The 19,315-nt window shown below is 44.3% G+C and carries 11 protein-coding genes; 1 reads left to right on the top strand and 10 read right to left on the bottom strand.

The features are described from left to right. Positions 1–57: 57 nt before the first annotated feature. The 6 genes from D8848_RS03005 to D8848_RS02980 all read right to left on the bottom strand — a co-directional run bounded on the left by D8848_RS03005 (position 58) and on the right by D8848_RS02980 (position 8,984). Complete coding sequence (locus tag D8848_RS03005; protein ID WP_000818349.1) at positions 58–981, bottom strand: carbohydrate ABC transporter permease; 924 nt, start codon at positions 979–981, stop codon at positions 58–60. A gap of 13 nt (positions 982–994) precedes the next feature. After that, positions 995–1,924, bottom strand: a complete 930-nt coding sequence (locus D8848_RS03000) for an ABC transporter permease (RefSeq protein WP_001032152.1) — start codon at positions 1,922–1,924, stop codon at positions 995–997. 210 nt (positions 1,925–2,134) lie between these two features. Then, positions 2,135–4,015: a beta-N-acetylhexosaminidase gene (locus D8848_RS02995; protein WP_045612444.1), complete on the bottom strand. Its 1,881-nt coding sequence runs from the start codon at positions 4,013–4,015 to the stop codon at positions 2,135–2,137. Further along, on the bottom strand, positions 4,009–4,878 hold the full coding sequence (locus D8848_RS02990) for an ROK family protein (protein ID WP_045612445.1): 870 nt from the start codon (positions 4,876–4,878) through the stop codon (positions 4,009–4,011). Before D8848_RS02990 ends, D8848_RS02995 begins: the two co-directional genes overlap by 7 nt. 82 nt (positions 4,879–4,960) lie before the next feature. Beyond that, complete coding sequence (locus D8848_RS02985; protein WP_125443263.1) at positions 4,961–7,606, bottom strand: alpha-mannosidase; 2,646 nt, start codon at positions 7,604–7,606, stop codon at positions 4,961–4,963. 97 nt (positions 7,607–7,703) lie between these two features. Next, positions 7,704–8,984: a glycoside hydrolase family 125 protein gene (locus D8848_RS02980; protein WP_125443262.1), complete on the bottom strand. Its 1,281-nt coding sequence runs from the start codon at positions 8,982–8,984 to the stop codon at positions 7,704–7,706. Positions 8,985–9,154: 170 nt separating this feature from the next. On the opposite strand from D8848_RS02980, the gene D8848_RS02975 reads away from it, so the two are divergent. After that, complete coding sequence (locus D8848_RS02975) at positions 9,155–11,239, top strand: GH92 family glycosyl hydrolase (RefSeq protein ID WP_125443261.1); 2,085 nt, start codon at positions 9,155–9,157, stop codon at positions 11,237–11,239. 45 nt (positions 11,240–11,284) lie between these two features. On the opposite strand, the gene D8848_RS02970 is transcribed toward D8848_RS02975, so the two are convergent. From D8848_RS02970 to D8848_RS02955, 4 genes are all read right to left on the bottom strand, one after another. Then, positions 11,285–12,967 carry an alpha-L-fucosidase gene (locus D8848_RS02970; RefSeq protein ID WP_125443260.1) on the bottom strand — a complete coding sequence of 561 codons (1,683 nt, stop codon included), beginning with the start codon at positions 12,965–12,967 and terminating at the stop codon, positions 11,285–11,287. A gap of 1 nt (position 12,968) precedes the next feature. Continuing rightward, positions 12,969–16,757, bottom strand: a complete 3,789-nt coding sequence (locus D8848_RS02965; protein WP_125443259.1) for a glycoside hydrolase family 2 TIM barrel-domain containing protein — start codon at positions 16,755–16,757, stop codon at positions 12,969–12,971. 183 nt (positions 16,758–16,940) lie between these two features. Further along, a complete protein-coding gene (locus tag D8848_RS02960; protein ID WP_004235732.1) occupies positions 16,941–17,825 on the bottom strand; it encodes an SPFH domain-containing protein in 885 nt (294 codons plus the stop codon). A 149-nt stretch (positions 17,826–17,974) separates the two neighbouring features. After that, positions 17,975–19,126 carry an iron-containing alcohol dehydrogenase gene (locus tag D8848_RS02955; protein ID WP_023947338.1) on the bottom strand — a complete coding sequence of 384 codons (1,152 nt, stop codon included), beginning with the start codon at positions 19,124–19,126 and terminating at the stop codon, positions 17,975–17,977. Between the last annotated feature and the right edge of the window lie 189 nt (positions 19,127–19,315).

The raw sequence follows: 19,315 nt of genomic DNA, 5'->3' as shown, positions 1-19,315 counted from the left end.
ATCTTAACTTCACGCAAGGGAAGTTTGGAAATGAGAAATGATTTTTCTCAACAAGCACTATTCTTTCACGCCACCGATAGTCAAACCTTTTACAAAGTAGCGTTGGAAGAATGGATACAAAATCGCGATTGGAAGGGTTGCGACCACAACCATGGCCATACGTCCTGTTTCTTTCGGTAGAGCAACTCCCAATTGACCAGATAGGCCGACTGCTTTGGCGATATAGTCCATATTTTGTTGGATTTGCATGAGCAAATATTGCAATGGATACAAGTTGTCACTCTTGATATAGAGGAGGGCGTTGAACCAGTCGTTCCAGAAACCAAGAGCTGTCAAGAGCGTGATGGTTGCGATACCTGGAAGTGACAATGGCAAACAGATTTGGAAGAAGATTCGGGCTTCACTGGCACCATCGATACGAGCGGATTCAAGAATGGCTTCTGGGATAGTCTTCTTAAAGAAGGAACGCATCAAGATGATGTTAAATGGAGAGAGAAGCATTGGAACAATCAAGGCCCAAACTGTATCACCAAGTTGAAGTAAACGAGTTACCACGATATAGCCTGGTACCAAACCAGCGTTGAACAACATACTAAGAAGGGCAAAAATCGTAAAGAATCTGCGATACTTAAAGGTTGTCCGTGAGATGGCGTAGGCATAAGTTGTTGTGATAAAAACGTTTGTGATAGTCCCCACCACTGTTACAAAAACTGAGATGAAGAGGGCTTGGAGAATTTTATCCTTAAATTGTGCCAAGAACTCAAAACCGTCTAATCCAAATTGGGATGGGAAGAAGCTATATCCATTTTGGAGGATACTCTTTTCATCTGTCACAGAGATAACAATAACAAATATGAAGGGTAGGATACAAGAGAGGGCAATCAAACCAGAAATGGTACTGAAGAAGATATCTGCTTTCTTACTGAAGGAGTGAATGCCGACATTATCAATTTTTTCTTTTTTAATTTTCTTTTCTGCCATATTCTCCTCCTTTCTAGAACAAAGCTGAGTTTGGATCAACTCGTCTTGCAAGTAAGTTTGATAGGATAACCAGAATCAAGCCGACGACTGATTGATAGAGACCTGCCGCTGAAGCCATCCCGATATCCGCTGTCTGAGTCAAACCATTATAAACATATACGTCCAAGACGTTGGTTACGTTATAAAGCTGACCAGCATTGTGGGGGATCTGGTAGAAGAGACCAAAGTCTGCACGGAAGATATTTCCGACTGCAAGGATGGTCAATACGGTTACCAATGGTGTCAACTGCGGAATGGTTACATTTCGAATACGTTGCCATTTGCTGGCCCCGTCCACTGTTGCTGCTTCGTAGTAGGTTGGATCAATTCCCATGATTGTCGCATAGTACATGACACTGCTATATCCAAAGCCTTTCCAAATACCTAGGAAAAGTAGGAGATATGGCCAGATACCCAAATCAGCGTAGAAATTGATTTCCTTCATTCCGATAGATTCTAGGAAATGGTTGAACACACCTTTATCGATGTTTAGGAAGGCATCTGTAAAGAAACTGATGATAACCCAAGACAAGAAGTAAGGGAACAACATGGAAGTTTGGAAGATCTTAACCATTCTCTTAGAACGGAGTTCACTGAGGATAATCGCAATCCCTACAGATACAATCAAACCAATAAAGATAAAGCCAAGATTGTATAGGACAGTATTTCGTGTGATGATAAAGGCGTCTTTTGAACTAAACAAGAATCTGAAATTATCGAGTCCGACCCATTTACTATTCACGATACTATCTATAAATCCATTACTGGTCATGTGGTAGTCTTTAAAGGCAACCACGTTCCCAAATACTGGAATGTAGAAGAATAGAATCAACCAGAGTGCCCCTGGCAAAACCATCAAGAGAAAGATCCAGTTGTCTCTCAAGGTTTTTGAAAACTTATTCATAATTTCCTCCCTTTTTTATTTTGATATCCATCTAAAAATTCCTTTTTAGACTTTTGATAACGATTACATTATTAGTATACTCCTATTTGAAGGTTAGGTTAAACTACTAATTATAGAAAAAACTCCACAAATTATTTTATGTGGAGTACTTTTTTAAGAAAGGGATGTTTCACGAGAAACACTCTGCCCAATGCAAGGTGTTCTTGTTTTTTATGTCGTGTAAATCGTTGAAGCTGTCGCAATAGTATGCCACTGGTTGGCTGTTGTGGCTGCGAAGTCCTTATCTGTGTAAAAGTCAGTAAATGGCAGGATTTCCACTTCTAGCTCATCGATACGGTCCAGCTGACCTGCCAGATAAGCCTCGATGCGACTTTCTGCGCGTTTGATGCGTTGCAAGAGTCCGCCCATACGGATATCGACCGTATCCAAACCAAAGACCTTGTTTTCTTTCAGCCATTGGTGGCTAAAGAGGGCATGGAAGTCTTCAATTTGGCTTCTGAGTTCTGGTAATTCTTGTCTTGCGATTTCTTGCAGGCTTTCCTTATCGTTTACTTGATAGGCCTGACGAATGCGTCGTCCCACATCCACTTTGCTACTTAAAATCTGGTTCAACTGGGCCTGAGTTTCAAAGAGGTAGGCATAGTTGCCAGCTTTTTCTTTAATGTTAGCAAGCGTCTCAGCAGCCTGAGCGAAGTGCGGTTTGTCCTGTTCAGGTGTCATGTGTCGGTCAAGGATCGGACAGAGAACATCCTGATAAAAGACATAGCGGTTGGGATTGATGCCACTGAGATTGCCTGGCAAGTCTGGCAAGAGGTTGGCAAGGTCAATCTGCATAAAATCTTCAACCGATAGACCTGTATTGGTCTGGAAATGAGCAGACAGTCGGTCTAGGTCATTGCGATAGCTGAGTTCTGCCCAGATTTGCAAACTTGGTAGGATAGAAAACTGAGCGGTCTCACCACCATTGTCCCCCCAACCCGTCACGATGACTTCTTTGATGTCATTGGCACGACAGGCTTTATTGGCTTCAAGAGCGATGAGACGGCTGAAATGGTTGTTGGGTGTGAAACCAATCCACTTCCAAGCACCCCCCGCAAAGGCAAGGTCATGACTAATCTTGTGGTGGTTACTAAAGTTACGGTTGTATTTTTCCTCGCTATCCTGATAATAGTCCCAGTAAACCAAAGTCACTCGGTCTTTGAGACGGTCTAGGTAGACACGAGTTTCTTCTGGAATTTCCACATCACGGTCGTACTGGCCATCTGCTGACATAAGTTTAAAGAACATATCGCTCCACATCTGGCAGTGGAAACCATATTTGTCAGCAATATCTAGCACGCGCTCCAAGTGTTGGCACATGAGGAGACTACGATCCACAACACCGTTCAGAATCAAGTAGCGTCCCAAACCAACCAAGTGGGCTTCGTCCATCCCAATATTGACCTTGCGAGTCTTCAGTTTAGATAGGGTAGCAAACATGCCATCAATCAGGTCATAAACCTTTTCTTCGCCGATGAGAAGAATATCCTCCACATCACGGAGCTCCTGGACTTCTTTGACACCCCATTTGACAAAGGCTGACAAGTGGGCCAAGGTCTGGATGCAGGGCACAAAGGTCATGTCAAACTGCTGGGCATAGGCTTCAATTTCCTGCAACTCCTCAGCGGAGTAGGCTCCACGGAAATAGCCAAAGTAAGGCTGCCCTTCAATTTGGTAGGTGTCTTCCATGTAGAGCTCAAAGGTTGAGTAGCCCATGAGAGCCAAGACCTCAATCATCTGCTTGGCAGCAGCCACATTCAGCACCGCATTGCGCGAACAGTCAGCCATGTAGGCTAAATCTTCATAAGCCGCCTTCTCTTCAATCTCTACTTTATCACCTTCTACTAGAGCTGTTGCCAACAAGGACAAGGCACGATAAAGTTGGTGGGGTTTGCGGTAGGTCAATTGATAGTGGCCACCCTCACCCTTGATAGAGATAGAAGCTTGGTCAGATTGAGCGATAGCTACCTCTACCTCTGGTAGCGGAATGTGCTTTATCAGCAAGTCAATTGCCTGAGTTTGTTTGGAACTAAGTCCTGTAAATCTTACCATTGATTTTCCTCCTGTAGCCAGTTGACAAGGGCTCCGTAGAGATTGGCATCTGCATGATAGGTGCAAGCTTGGATAACTGGTGCGACCGTGTATTCTTCGTAGGTATCGACAAAGTTATCAACAGCCTTCTTGACACCTTGAATAAAATCTGGATTTTGACTGATAGAGCCTCCCAGACTGATGACATCTGGGTCGATGAGATATTGGATATTGAGCAAGCCTTGCGCCAGATTGCGGTTCATGCGCTCAATGGCTTCTTGACAAAGGGCATTTCCTGCTTCGGCCTCTTGGTAAATCTTGCGACCGTCCCAATCAGTCTGACCAGATTTTTCAATCACGTAGCGTACCATATTCCCAGTTGACGCTAGTTGCGACCAGTTGTTGAGCTTTTCAGCAGGGGCAAGGGTGGTCATGTAGCCAAATTCTCCACCCAGGCCGTGGCGACCTCGATGAAGTCTACCATTGATAATCATGGCTCCGCCAATCCCTGTCCCAATCACGACACAGGCTGCATTTTCAATCTCTGGATGTGCTAGTAATTCACTGAGTCCAACACAGTTGGCATCATTTTCTAGATGGACAGGTAGCTGATGATGAGCAAGCGCCTCATACCAAGAAAATCCGTGGATGTAGGGCACGGCACTGAAACCATCAATCACACCTGTTTCTTGATTGACCGCGCCTGGAACGCTCAAAGCAATCCCACTGTAATCCTGCTCTGACAAGCGCTGGTCTAACCAAGCTAGTAAATCCTCCAAACTTTCAGGCGTTGGAATGCTTGTCTTATTCAGTATTTTCCCATCAGGAGTCAGACTGGCAAACTTAATCCCAGTCCCTCCGATATCAATCGTTGCAATGGTCATTGTTTTTACCATAAAAGGGGCGAATCAGCAGTTAGTTCTTACTTTTTCGCCCCTCCTTTCTCTTTATGTTTACTTTTTGAAATTAAATTTCTTCTTTTTTGATAAATTCTGTACGAATCTCTTGTGGTGAAATGAGGCCTCTATGAACGGGGTATGGTCGTTCAAGTAGGTCAAGGAAGAGATGTTGACTTTCCGGTACACGCACATTTTCACTACACATATTGTAGTAACGAAGCACATAGCCTTCTCCATTTTCAGCTACCTTAAAGGCTGTTGGACAGATTTGCGGTATGCTGAGAACAAAATGGTTCAAGAGGCTACCAGTCGCAGCCACGCTTCCTTCTTGTTTAGCAATCTGAAGGCTAGTAAATGGTGTCTGCAAGGCTTTAGCACGACGATAGGCTGAGAAGCGTTCTTGAGCTTGGTGGCATTCAAGCGCAAACTCGACTTCAAACTCACGCAAGCATTGAGCTTCTGGTGTTGGGAAGTAACCCCAGTCACCTAGCTCACCTGATGCACGCAAAATAGTCACTGCAATAGTGTCGTCTCCAAGGATTTCGTATTCATTCAATCCCTTATTGGCTACCGTCACTCCTTTTTCATCGTCATACAGACTAACAAAGGCTTGTTGGTGTTGAGGATTTTCAGGATTTTCCCATGAAGCTGCTGGTTTGTTTGGTCGTGTCACCACCTCATAGATGCTTTCAGAATCATTGCTTGGACGCGTGTTGTGAGTCTTGACCAAGAGACGGATACGGTGGTCTTTGGCAGTGTTGGTAAAGCGAGTCTTGCAACGAATTTGTGGGTTGTCAACAAAGACAGTCAGCTCAGTTTCCAGAGGAATACTTGTCAACTCTTCTGAACGTCCAGCCTCACGCTTCATAAACTCGATGATGCCTTTTTGCTCTTCTTCTAGCTTTTCATCCGCACTGACAGGCACGGTCAATTCATGTTTGAGCAAAATCTTAGCGTAGCGAGCTGTGTTTTCCAAGACCTCGTAGCCCTTAAGCTCTGCATAGATTGGCTCTGTTCCTTTTGGTTGGAAATAGATATACTCGTTTCCGATGTCACCACGGTCTTCGAAGCGGATAAAGTCTTCATAGGCTTCGTGAGTTGTCTTATCATAAACTGTGATATTGTCATCTACACTCACCGTTACGAATGGTGTATCAATCACTCCGTTTTGGTAAATACCCTCACGGTGTGCTTGCTCTCCTTCCAGCAATTGGAAGGTTGTCCAAGAAAGTGGCGCTAGGTGAACTGGAATGGTCACGCGCACTTGGCGAGCAATACGAGCTTGGCGGAACTTGTCTTTTGGTAAATCGTACTCAAAATTAGCCCCAAGGTCTTCGATTTTAGCCTCTACAGGACGACCATCCAAATCCTCCACATGGTAACTTGGCAAGGTAAGAGCAGCCATCTTCTTGTAACCTTCTGTTGGGTGCAATTCCTTGAAATCACAAGTCGCTACATCAATCACTGTGCTGACAGTATTAACCTTATCATGCAAGCCTGTGTTAATGACAGTAAAGAGATAGTCACTTTGAGCCTTAGCCGTAGCAATTTTACCCTTCCACTCGTTAAGAAGATTGCTCTTAACAAAGTTTCCGACTTGATTAACCTTGGCAAAACGAGTTTCCATCTCACGATGAACTTCGTCCACGCTACAACCACAAATACTATCATGCGGCGCATTTTGCAAAAGAGTTTTCCAAGCATAGGTCAACTGGTCCTTGTGGTTATGACCGCCAGTGATAATCGTCAAGGGTTCTACAACTTGCTCTAGGAGGTTGCTATTTTCTTGGAAGGCTTGTTTGAGATAAATACGAGATGAAGAAGTGTTGGCAAGTGTGTACCAGCCGTCTGTTTCCTGACTGGTCAACTCACCTATAACCGTTGATAACTGCTCTGGTAGGGCACTTTCCACGGCTTGGACATATTCATCAAAAGAACTATGAACAAAGGTTACATCTGGGAAGAGTTCATTTGCCACACGAATGGCTTCACTCAAATTTTTCTGAACAGGCTGGTGGTCACAGCCGTTCATCATCAACCACTGGTTGGTCGAAGCATAGTCGCGCACATCTGCCAGTTTTTGTTTCCAGAAGGTCAAGGCCTCGTCTTTATCAACTGGAATTTCATTCCCATTACTGTACCAGTTGGCAAAGAGGATACCGAGGACACGGCTACCATCCGCGCCCTGCCAGTACATTTCTGAAAATTGAGAAGTAAACTGCTCATCTTCGAGGACTTGGTTATCAAATCCAATCGGCTTCACACCACGCCCAAAAGCGGCCACATGAATGCCTGATTTTTGAAGGATCTGAGGCGCTTGCCCCATATTTCCAAAGGTATCTGGGAAGTAACCAATCTGGGTTGATTTGCCCCATTTTGCAGTTTCTTGCTGACCAATAAGAGTATTGCGGACATTGGCTTCACTTGAAATCAAGTAATCATCCTGCAAGATGTAAAAAGGACCAATTTTAAGTTTGCCTTGGTCGATGTATCGTTGGACTTTGTCGCGATTTTCAGGGCGAATCTCCAAGTAGTCATCAAGGACAATGGTTTGACCATCCAAATGGAAGCTCTTGAACTCAGGGTCATTTTCAAAGAGATCAAAGAGATTGTCAAATAATTCCACCAACTGCATACGGTGGCTTTCAAAAGGCAAGTACCACTCACGGTCCCAGTGACTATGTGAGATAATATGTACGACAACATTTTCCATGAAGTAAAACCTCATTCTAAATTTAAATTTTTATTGTTAACGTTTTAAATGTAAATTTGTGATTCTGACAAGAATCAGTGAAGCTAAAGTGAACTCCTTAGCGGATATCCAAGTAATCCAAGACCAATTCACAGAACATCATGTTAGCCCAAGAGAACCATTCACGAGAGTAGAGAGTTGGGTCATCCACGTGGAAGCTTTCGTGCATAACACCTGTACCACCATCGCAAGCAACCAGCTGATCCAGCAAGAATTTTTTCTCTGCCTTATCTCTTGTTGTCAAACCTTGGATAGAAAGGGCGATTGGCCAGATATAGCGATAGAAGGTATGAGAACTTCCGAGACCACTAGCGTATTCTCCTTGGTAGAAGTAGGGATTTTCAGGGCTCAGAATGGTACGACGAGTTGATTGATACACTTCATCGTTGACATCGCAGTAACCCAGATAAGGTGCAGCCAGCAGACTTGGTACGTTTGGATCATCCATAATGCTAGCATTTCCCAAACCATCCACTTCAAAGGCATAAATCTTTTCGCCCTTGCTGTTGCTTGTGTAGGCGTAGTTTTCAATTCCTTCTTGGATTTCATCCTGAAGACGCTTAGCATCAGCAATAACACTCTCGCTATCAACTAGATTCAATTCTGCAAAGATTTCTTGCACATAACCCAAGACTACTACAGCAAACATATTTGACGGAATCAAGTAACTATACTGACAGCAATCATCACTCGGACGAAAGGCTGACCAAGTCATACCTGTCACTGCAAAATCAGGTCCAAAGCCATCATTTACCAAGGTGTCTTCCTTACGATCGGTATCACGAACAAAACGATAAGGAGAGTTCTTGTGGTCTTGTTCAACTGTCCATAGATGGAGAATTTCATTAGTCGCTGAGACAAAAGTCTCATCAAACTGGCTAGTCTCGCCAGTCTCTTTCCAGAGGAGATAAGCCAACTGCAAAGGATAGCAAAGCGAGTCTACCTCGTACTTGCGTTCCCAAATCCAGCCGTTAAGGTCTGTGTGGTCAGTCTCATGGTGACCCTTCCAGTTCTCCTCAATGTTAAAGGAATTGGCATAAGGATCCTTGAGTACCAAGGTCATCTGACGTTTGACCAAACCTGCAATGGTCTGACGCAGGAGGGCATCTCTTTTAGCTACATGCAGGTAGGGTCTGAGTTGGGCTGTCGAATCTCGAAGCCACATGGCAGGAATATCCCCAGTCAAGACAAAAGTTGAACCGTCTTCTAAGATTTCAACCGTATTGTCCAAGGTGTCTGTGTAGCAACGCTCGAAAACATCCACCCACTCTGGATGGTCCTTAGCCCGCTCTGCCACTTCATCTAGCCATTCTCTAACAATTTCTTTTGAATAAATCATCGTGCAGTATCCTCTTTCAAACAAGTTTCATTTTCAGTATATAGCTTTTGAGACAGAAAATACATACACAAATGATAGTCATTTTTCTACAAAATTGCTTTCTTTTGAACCCCATATCTAAAGGCTCCATTTTTCTGATATAATGTAGAAAAACAGCTAAAGGAAAGACCATGAAACCACTACTTGAAACCATCGATACCCGCTTTGGAACTGCCAGCAAGCATGCCTTTTCTCGGGGAAATACCCTGCCTTACACAGGCGTGCCTTTTGGGATGAATTACTTTGTACCCCAGACCAGTGACCAGGAGGGCTCTTGGTTTTTTGATCCACATCTGCCTATCTTTCAGGGGATTCGATTAACCCACCAGCCCAGTCCTTGGATTGGAGACTACTCTTGGCTCCTTCTAACACCTATCATCGGTCAACTGGGTGGAGACAGCCTCTTTCACCGCCAATCTTCCTATGACATAGATAAGGCCTCTTTCCAACCTCATTGTCTGAAGATTTTCTCCCTGCGCTATCAGATTGAAACCCAGCTCACACCGACTTGCTACGGTGCTTCTATTCGTTTGGAGCAAAAGCAAGGCAAAGCCCTCTCCCTCTATCTTCACGTAGCAGATGAACTGACAGTAGAGCAAGTAGATAAGAGGAATCTTGCCCTGCGACAAGAAGGAAAAACTGAAACCAACAAAAATCCACTGATACTGTTCACTGCTCTGCAAATGAATACGGATATTCTTGCTATCAGCCAAGAAGGCGAAGACTGGCGAATCGACCTAGCAGATAGCCATGCTGAAATTCAGCTAGCGACTTCTTTCATCTCTCCTTCTCAAGCACTGCTTAATCTACCTAAAGAAGATTTTGATAACTGTAAATCAAGTGCCCAAGCGGATTGGGAAAATCTCCTCCATCGTTTTAACATTATAGAGACAGGAGAAGCTAACCGAACCTTCTTTGACCACTGTCTCTACAGACTCTTCCTCTTTCCTCAGACTTTTTATGAGGTTGATGAATCAGGGCAAGCCATCCACAAAGATTTGGCTACTGGAACTGTAAAGCCCGGTGTCCTCTTCAACAACAATGGTTTCTGGGATACCTTCCGAACCACCTTCCCCCTCTTTGCCCTTATCATACCGGAACACTACCACCGCTTTTTAGAAGGATTTCTCAATAACTACCGCGATACTGGTTTCCTTCCAAAATGGCTGGCTCCAGATGAACGGGGTATGATGCCAGGTACACTTTTAGACGGTATTATCGCAGATAGCGCCTGCAAGGACATGGCCCCCGACCTAGAAGAAGAACTCCTCCAAGCCATGCTTGAAACAGCCAGCAAGGCCGACCCTCTCGGCATCAATGGTCGTCACGGACTAGTCCAATACCAAGAACTAGGCTACCTCTCTACCGACCACTACGAAAGCGTCAGCCACACCCTAGACTATGCCTATAGTGACTTTTGTATCGCTAGCTGTGCTGAAAAACTAGGGAAAATAGAAATCGCTGAAACCTACAAGGCCGCATCACAAAATTACCGCCATCTATTTGACTCTGAGACAGGTTACATGCGAGCGCGTGATAGTCAAGGCAACTTCCGTCCTGACTTCTCTCCTTATAGTTGGGGACGCGACTATGCCGAATGCTCTGCCATCCAAGCAACTTTAGGCGTCCTCCACGATATTCCAGGCTTGATCCAGCTTATGGGTGGAAAAAAAGCCTTTAGCAACTATCTTTTAAAAGCCTGTCAGGAGGCTCCCCTCTTTGAGACAACAGGCTATGGCTACGAGATTCACGAAATGAGCGAGATGGCTACTGCTCCTTTTGGACAACTCGCCATTTCCAACCAGCCAAGCTTCCACATTCCTTATCTCTTCCGTTACAGCGATTACCCTGACTACACTGCTCTTCTCATCAAGACGCTCCGTCAGAAAGCTTTTCACCCAAGTTGGGAAGCCTATCCTGGCGATGAAGACAATGGCAGTCTCTCTGCTTGGTACATCTGGTCAGCTCTCGGATTCTATCCAACCTGTCCAGGCAAGCCCAGCTATGATCTCGGAATCCCTCTCTTTGACCACCTCCGTATTTATCTAGCTAAAGAAAATAAATGGCTAGATATTCATTCTGAGCAAAACCACAGCCATTTTAACTTTGTAAAAGAATGCCGATTGAACAAGGCACCAGTATCTAGCATTCAACACCAAGACCTCTTAAAAGCTGAGCAACTAACCTTTACACTTAGCTGGTTACCAAGTCACTAGCTAGTAGACAAAAGAACCTTTGTATCGTGCAAAGGCTCTTTTATTTTATGAAACTTGTACTTGAAGTTGATCAACCAACTGTCCATCAACAGTCAAATTGAGATAGAAATCCAAAGTCTGATCAGCAGCAAAGTGCAGGGTTGGTAGACACAAATCTTTTTTGCTTTCCCCAGCTTGGAATTGAAGGACTTGAATTTCGTCCTGATAGGCGACACCATGGACACCTGTCCCCGGCTGAATCGAAATCTTAGCCTCCAAAGGAGTATTACTTTCGCTACGTTCAATCCTAAAATGAAGAGTCTCTCCTTTTGCCACAGATAGGCTTTTTTCTGCAAATGCTAGTCCCTGAACAACTTCTTTTTGTGATAAGCTAGGAGTTTTATAGAGGGAAATCTTAGTCAATACAGGCATAGATAGTGCCTCTGTAATCGTCACGCGCACCTTCTGTGCCTCTACTAGCGGACCTCGCAGGAGACGCTTATGACCAACTGTAAAGCCTGTACCAAATTCTTGCCAGACGCCATCCACCTCTACTTGCACATGAAAAGCAGCGATTCGTTGCCCTAGCTTCAAATCTTCTCTTAACTCAATGACATCAAAAGTTTTAGGAAATCCTAAGTCGAGTTCTAACTGGATGGGCAAGTCTGCATCGCTTGCCCAAGAGCTGCTTTCCAGGCCATCTGTCAGATGGTGACAAGCAAAGTCTGCGGAAAGAGCTGGACCAGATACCTTAGCTCCCAGAGCCAAATCTTCTTTATAGAGCTCATTGCGATAGGCCGCAAATTCATAAAGTCGTTCAATATCCTTTTCATCAAATAGCCCATCTTGATTCGGCGGAATATTAAGTAGGAGCGGGGTTCCTCTCCCCACTGAGTGAAAATAGATTTCGACCAACTCCTCAAGAGACTTAGGATCCTGGTCCTCATGGTAAAACCAACCTGGCCGGATGGAAACATCTGCCTCACCGATTGAAAAAATAGTGCCTGAGGGATCTCCGTTCTGAAGATAGTCCAGCTCTGCTTCTGTTCCTAGTTTGTCAGGATTCACCTTTTGCCACAATGGATCACCTGCATACCCTCTTTCATTGCCAATCCAGCGGATGCTGGTGCCTTCTGTTGAAAAAATCAAGCAATCGCCCTGCAGGTCACGAATGGTTTCAAACCATTTCTCAAATTCATAATTGACCTTTTGAGCACCCTCTCCTCTGGCACCATCCATCCAGACCTCAGCAAATTTCCCTTCATTTCCATAGGCAGGATTTGATAAGATTTCCTTCAGCTGAGCCAAATAATAGGCATTATAGTCCGCTTCTCGCTCCACATGATAGAGAGGACTGTGAGCATCCCAAGGCGATAGGTAGACCCCCATATCCATATCAAACTCTGTGGCAGCTTGGGATACTTCAAGGAGCAAGTCCCCCTCTCCATTCCTCCAATGACTGACCTTGACCGAATAATCTGTGTGAGCTGTCGGATAGAGGACAAAGCCGTCGTGGTGCTTGACCACCAAAATCAACTTTTTAAAGCCCGTTTCCTTGAGCACACGAACCCATTCACGCGCGTCTAACTGTGTCGGGTTAAAGCGTTCAGGATCCTCCTGACCTGTCCCCCATTCCTGGTCATAAAAGGTATTGGGCCCAAAATGGATAAAGGCTGCTAGTTCATCCTCTAAATAAGCTAGCTGGGCCTGACTAGGCAAGGGCCCATGCGGTTTTATTTCTCTTACCATACTATTTCCTATCTACATTTTTCTTCACTTTTTTGGCATGTACTTGCAATTCTGTTAACGCTAGAGGGCTTGCTAAGCCTTCAAATCGAAGACGAAGGGCATAAGTTTCCACCTTGTCAAATTCAAAACGAAGCTCTTCATCCTTGTCGCTTGAAACTTTTCGGATAGCTGATACAGGTCGCCAATTCTGCTCTTGCTTGAGCAGGGAAACCTTATCCAAATGGTTGGGAGTCCGAGGTAAAGTAGGCTCATTCCCTACATAATAGTCGATATAGGTAGGATCCACCGCCACGTAGTCTTGATTTTCAACATAATACAAGGTCAGGTTATCCACAAATCGTGGTTTTAAAATCCCTGCATCTCCAAAAAGAATGCCCACGCTGGCTTTCTCTGACTTGGCAATCCAAGTATTGGCTGTCGATTTCTTCCGAGCAATGACCTTGTCATTGAGGTAAGAGGCTGGGTGATTTGGTTCTGAGTGATAAGCAAAGACCAGAGGCAGGTTGGACCCTGTCCACTGATTGGAAATAACTTCTCCATCTACACTGGCATCTGTCACATGAATGGTGACTGTTGCTTGCAACTCACAGCCCGCTACCTGCCCTGTGAGCACACATTCTCCTACCTGAGCATAGACTTGAGGCTTGAGTTCATCCCAAGTCACCTTGGCCGTATCTCGTCTGCCATCTGATAAGACTAGCTTGACTCGGTCTGGTAAGTGTGGGGCTTCCTTGACAAGCGTCCAGATCCTTTCAGGCTCAATAGCACAAATCCCTTGAACACAAACCTGAGCAGAAGCCTTTAAATTCAAACCCTCTAGCTGGCCAGATACCGTAAACTCATGAAATCTTGCCAAATCTTCTTCAGGAATCTCCTCCCAAACAACCTTGACTCGTTTTGCATCGCCAGACTCATAGTCCACCAAGACTGAAGATGGCAGCTGTGGATAAGTCCCCTTAGCTGTATACAAGCGAAGTGGTCGTACAGAAACTGCCTGCCCTAGTGAGTTATTTTCTGCCACCTGCAAATGAGTTTGATAGGTCTTCCCTTGATAAATGGCGCGAATAGCCACGTCGCCTGCAGACAAGCAATGAAGCACTCCCCGCTTGATAATGGCGTGGGCACCACCACTCGTCTCCCAAATCACTTCACTATTCCCCACCTTGTTCACAGGGTTATCCACAGTTTGTGGATAAAGTCCAATAGCTGGGGAATCTCCTTCTTGTAATCCTGCCTGCTTGTCCACTCGAATCTCAAACAAGCGCTTATTTTTCACTGGCTGGCAATCAAAAGCCTCTCCTACTAAGATATCAAAACTTGCTGGCTCTAGCCCTCTAGCACTGGCCTTTACTCTCACTTGACCTACCTGCTCCAAGCTCTGAACTAAGAGGACACCTCTGCCATGGAAGGCTTTCCTCTTAAACAGACCATTTTTCTGGGCTTGGTAACGTTCACGACTGGCCTGCCTACCATTATCCACTCCTACAATACGAGCAGGACCTGCAATTTCAAAATGAAGTTGATTGGAAGCAGTCGGCACCCAATTTCCATCCTTGTCCAATACATCAAAATAAAGATAAAGGAGGTCTTGCCCATCTGACTCCAGTTGTGTTTTCTCGGCATGTAACCTGATTTTGGCTGGCTTACCTGCAGTCACCACCCTATCTTCTGCCACAATCTGACCTTGACGGTCATAGGCCACAGCATGCAATTCTCCTGGTTGATAAGCCAAACTCCATTCGAGATAAAGTTGTTCAGAACCTTCTCCCTCTTGGTATTTTCTGCCATCTGAAGTCCATTTCTCCTGAAAAGTCTTCCTACCTTGAGATTTTCCATTGAGAAATAGCTCTACAGAACCAGCATTTGAATACACTCGAACCGGGATATCCCCATACTTATCCACAACTTGTTGATAACTCTTGTGGATTTCCCAATTCCAGTGGGGCAGGATATGAACCATGGGATGCTGATCTAGGTCCACCCACTGACTTTGGTAGAGATAATAGTCATTTTTAGGAATCCCTGCCGTATCCACGATCCCAAAATAGGAACTCTTGACAGGCGTGTCATTTTGATTGTGCCAAGGAGTCGGCTCACCGATATAGTCCACTCCTGTCCAGATAAACTGACCCGCATAGTCTAGCCGATTTCGATCTGCTATCCAAGAAGCCGTCGCTGTCTTCCCCCAAGGAACCCGATCATTGCCATAGTCTGACTGTTCAAAATTCCTCACGCGGCGATTATCCCCAACCCATTCCTTAGCTGGGCGAAAATAGCTATCACGCGTCCTTGTAGCCGATGAGGTTTCAGACCCATAAAGTCGCCACTTGGGATGTCTTTTGCGAATCGCGTCAATATTATCTTCCGAGTAATTCAAGCCCACCACATCCAGCAAATCAGCAATCTTTTCATGACCTCCAGAACCATCTCCGAAGCGGAACTGATCCATTCCCATGGTCACAAAAAGACTATCATCAACCTCCTTAACCCTTTCTAGCAAGCGCTTGATCGTCTTCAATGAATGAGCATCTCCATTTGCTTCGCTGACTTCATTTCCCAAGGACCACATAAAAATCGCTGGATTATTCTTGCCACGCTCGATCATAGTTCGCAAATCGTAATCTGACCAGAAATCGCCTGCTTTCACCTCTGGATGAGTAGCTTCTTCCTCAAAAAAGCGACCATAGTCATATTCTTTCTTGCCTCCATACCAGGTATCAAAGGCTTCTTCTTGGATGAGTAAGCCCATTTTAGCAGCCAGATCCAGCAAAATACTACTAGCTGGATTATGGGTGATTCGAATCGCATTGACGCCCATTTCCTTCATCTGGCGCAATCGTCTCTCAGCAGCTGACCTATTTTCCACAGCTCCCAGAGATCCATAGTCATGGTGCAGACAAACTCCATGAATCTTCAGCCAGCGACCATTTAGAAAGAAGCCCTTATCCGCTTGCCAATCCATATAACGGTAACCAAAAGTCTCCTCTTCTTCATCAACTAAAATACCATTTTTGTAAAGGCGAGTCTTCAACTGATAGAGATGAGGATGGTCAATATCCCAAAGAAAAGGTTGGAAAATTGATATGGCTTGTTGGAAAGAATATTTGTCCCCAGACTCAATCACTAGAGAGTCTGTCGCCTGCCAGTCTGACAGCTGTTGTCCATCATACCAGATACTCTGCTCCAAATACACCGACACGGACTGAGGTCCATCATTTGAAACCTTACTTGTAAGCTGAGTTTCCACCCATCCATCTCTTTGTTCCTTTAGCTTGGGACTTTCTATCTTAATCCCATACAAATCCAGATGAACTGCATCTGTAATCAACAATTTTACTTCCCGGTAAATACCGCTACCCGAATACCAACGACTGCTAGGTTGCTGATTTTCCACAAAAACCGCAAGCTGGTTGGCCGTCCCATCATTTCTTAGATAAGGCGTGATATCATAAGAAAAGGGTGTGTAGCCATTGGGATAATAACCCAGCACTTGCCCGTTGATATAGACTTGAGCATTCATGTAAACTCCATCAAACAACAAACGCACCGATACAAGACTGACATCTTCTTCCAAGTAAAACTGCGTCCGGTACCAGGCCTGACCCCCATTTAGCTGACCACCCTCATTTTGCGCGGGCGAATACTGGTCAAAATCATTGTAAATACTCCAGTCGTATGGCACTTGAATAGCCTGCCAATTTTCCCTCTGAAAATCCGATGCCAAGGCATCTTCTTTCCCCACCTCTTGACTAAAAAACCAGTGATTTCGTAAAACTTCTTCTCTTCTCATACAAGCATTCCTCTTTAAACAAGTCTATCAATTTGACTATATCACAAAACAAAAGCGCTTTCAATACTTCCTCCATAACTCCCTAAATACTCAGAAAAGATTCTATAATTTGTGGAGGAGGATTTAATCCTCAAAGCTACAAGAGCTACGCAAAAAGAGCCTGTTGCCAAGCTCTTTGGTCTATTATTTCTTCTCAGCGCGGAGGGCTGACAAGATTTGTGTACGGATATCATCTACACCATTTGGAGTATTTGGTAAAAAGATCGTTTGATTTCCTTTAGAGGCAAAGGTATTCAAGGTATCCAAATACTGGTTGGTTAAAAGAATGGACATGATTTGCTCTTCTGTCATGCCAACATTGGCTTCCTTGAGTTCTGTGATAGACTCTGCCAATCCATCCACAATCGCCTTACGTTGTTGGGCAATCCCCACACCATGGAGGCGGTCTTTTTCTGCTTCGGCTTCCGCTGCAGTGACAATTTTAATCTTATCGGCTTCTGCCAATTCTTGCGCTGCGACCCGCTTACGTTGCGCCGCATTGATTTCATTCATGGATTGCTTAACTTCTGCATCTGGTTCGACCTTAGTAATCAAGGTTTTCACGATAATATAACCATAAGTAGTCATTTCTTCCGCCACTTGGTGTTGAACTTCAAGGGCAATCTCATCTTTTTTCTCAAACAATTCATCCAAGGTTAATTTTGGAACAGAAGAGCGAAGAGCGTCTTCGATATAAGATTTAATCTGAGATTCTGGACGCATGAGTTTATAGTAGGCATCTGTCACGCTCTGCTCGTTGACACGGTACTGAGTCGCTACATTCATCATAACGAACACATTGTCCTTGGTCTTAGTCTCAACCACAATATCACTTTGCAACAAGCGCAACTGAATCCGCGCTGCAATCGAGTCAATCCCAAAAGGCAACCGAATATGAATACCGCTATTGGCAACCTTTTGGTATTTCCCAAAGCGTTCAATAATCGCCACCGACTGCTGACGAACCACATAAACTGTACTCAGTGTGACTATCACCAATAGGAGCACACAAACCACCACAAAAATCATCAAAAATGTTGTTATCATCGCGACGACCTCCATCATTATTTTTTTCTGTATTATAGCACATTTAAAGAAGGATGTGCAGTTTTTACTGCGATTTTTCCTGAAATGTCAATAATTAGAGGTGAATTGTCCTATTGTCGTCTAATCTCTTGCTAAAACAACTCTTTATAAAACTCAATCGTTTCTTCTAAGGTTGGCATGAATGGATTTCCTGGTGCGCAGGCATCAATCAAGGCGTTCTTAGAAAGGTATTCAAAGTCGAAATCTTTTTCTTCAATACCAAGTTCAGTCAATTTCTTAGGAATGCCTACTATCTCAGAAAGCTTCTCAATCTCAGCAATTGCATAATCGGCACACTCTTCATCTGATTTACCTTCTACATGAAGTCCCAAGGCCTTGGCAACATTACGGAAAGCTTCTGGTACACGTTTAGCATTTTCACGTTCTATAACTGGTAGCAACATGGCACAACAAACACCGTGTGGCAAGTTATATACTGCGCCGAGTTGGTGAGCCATTGAGTGAACATAGCCCAGACCTGCATTGTTAAAGCTCATACCACCAAGGAAGATGGCATTGACCATACCTTCACGCGCTTCAATATCGTGTCCATTTGCTACAGCACGAGGAAGGTATTCCTTGATAAGCTCAATTGCTCCGATAGATAATTTCTTGGTCACATCATAAGCACCAGGTGTTACCAGAGCTTCAACAGCGTGAGTCAGAGCATCCATACCAGTAGCAGCAGTCAAAGCTTGAGGTTTTGAAATCATCAATTCAGGGTCATTAACAGAGATAAGTGCAAGGCTATTCTTGTCAACCATTACCATCTTAACCTTGCGTTCTTCATCAGTAATCACATAGTTAATGGTAATTTCTGCAGAAGTTCCTGCCGTTGTATTGATAGCCACAACTGGCAAGCCTTTTTTAGCAGACTTATGAAGCCCTTCATAATCCTGTGGTTTTCCACCATTTGTAGCCATGATAGAGATACAACTAGCTGCATCCTGTGGAGACCCACCACCAAGACTGATGATAAAGTCACAGCCATGTTCTTGCAAAGCAGCTACCCCATCTGTGACATTCTTACAAGTAGGGTTTGGCTCTACATCGCTAAAGATGACATATTCGATTCCTTCTGCATCTAGCGGTTTTAAAACCTTAGGCAAAATGTCACTTCCTTCGATGAACTTATCTGTCACCAAAAGCGCCTTTTTATAGCCAAGTTCCTTGATATAAGGACCCACTTCATTTACAACACCTTTTCCAATAAGGTTGACTGCCGGAACATAAAATGTAGCCATATAATTTTCCTCCTGCGCCTTCGCGCTATATATTTAACATCATTATATTACTTTTTGTATTCGTTTTCAATCATTTGTGAAATGTCTAACAAACATTTTTAAAAGGAGTGAAATTTGATTATTATTTATAAGATCCTTTTCAAATATGACACTCTGCTCCTTGAAACAAAATTGCATCTACCAAAGATA

It is taken from the genome of Streptococcus mitis (assembly GCF_003942775.1).
Lineage (GTDB): Bacteria > Bacillota > Bacilli > Lactobacillales > Streptococcaceae > Streptococcus > Streptococcus mitis_CN.
This window is presented reverse-complemented; position numbering and strand designations above follow the sequence as displayed.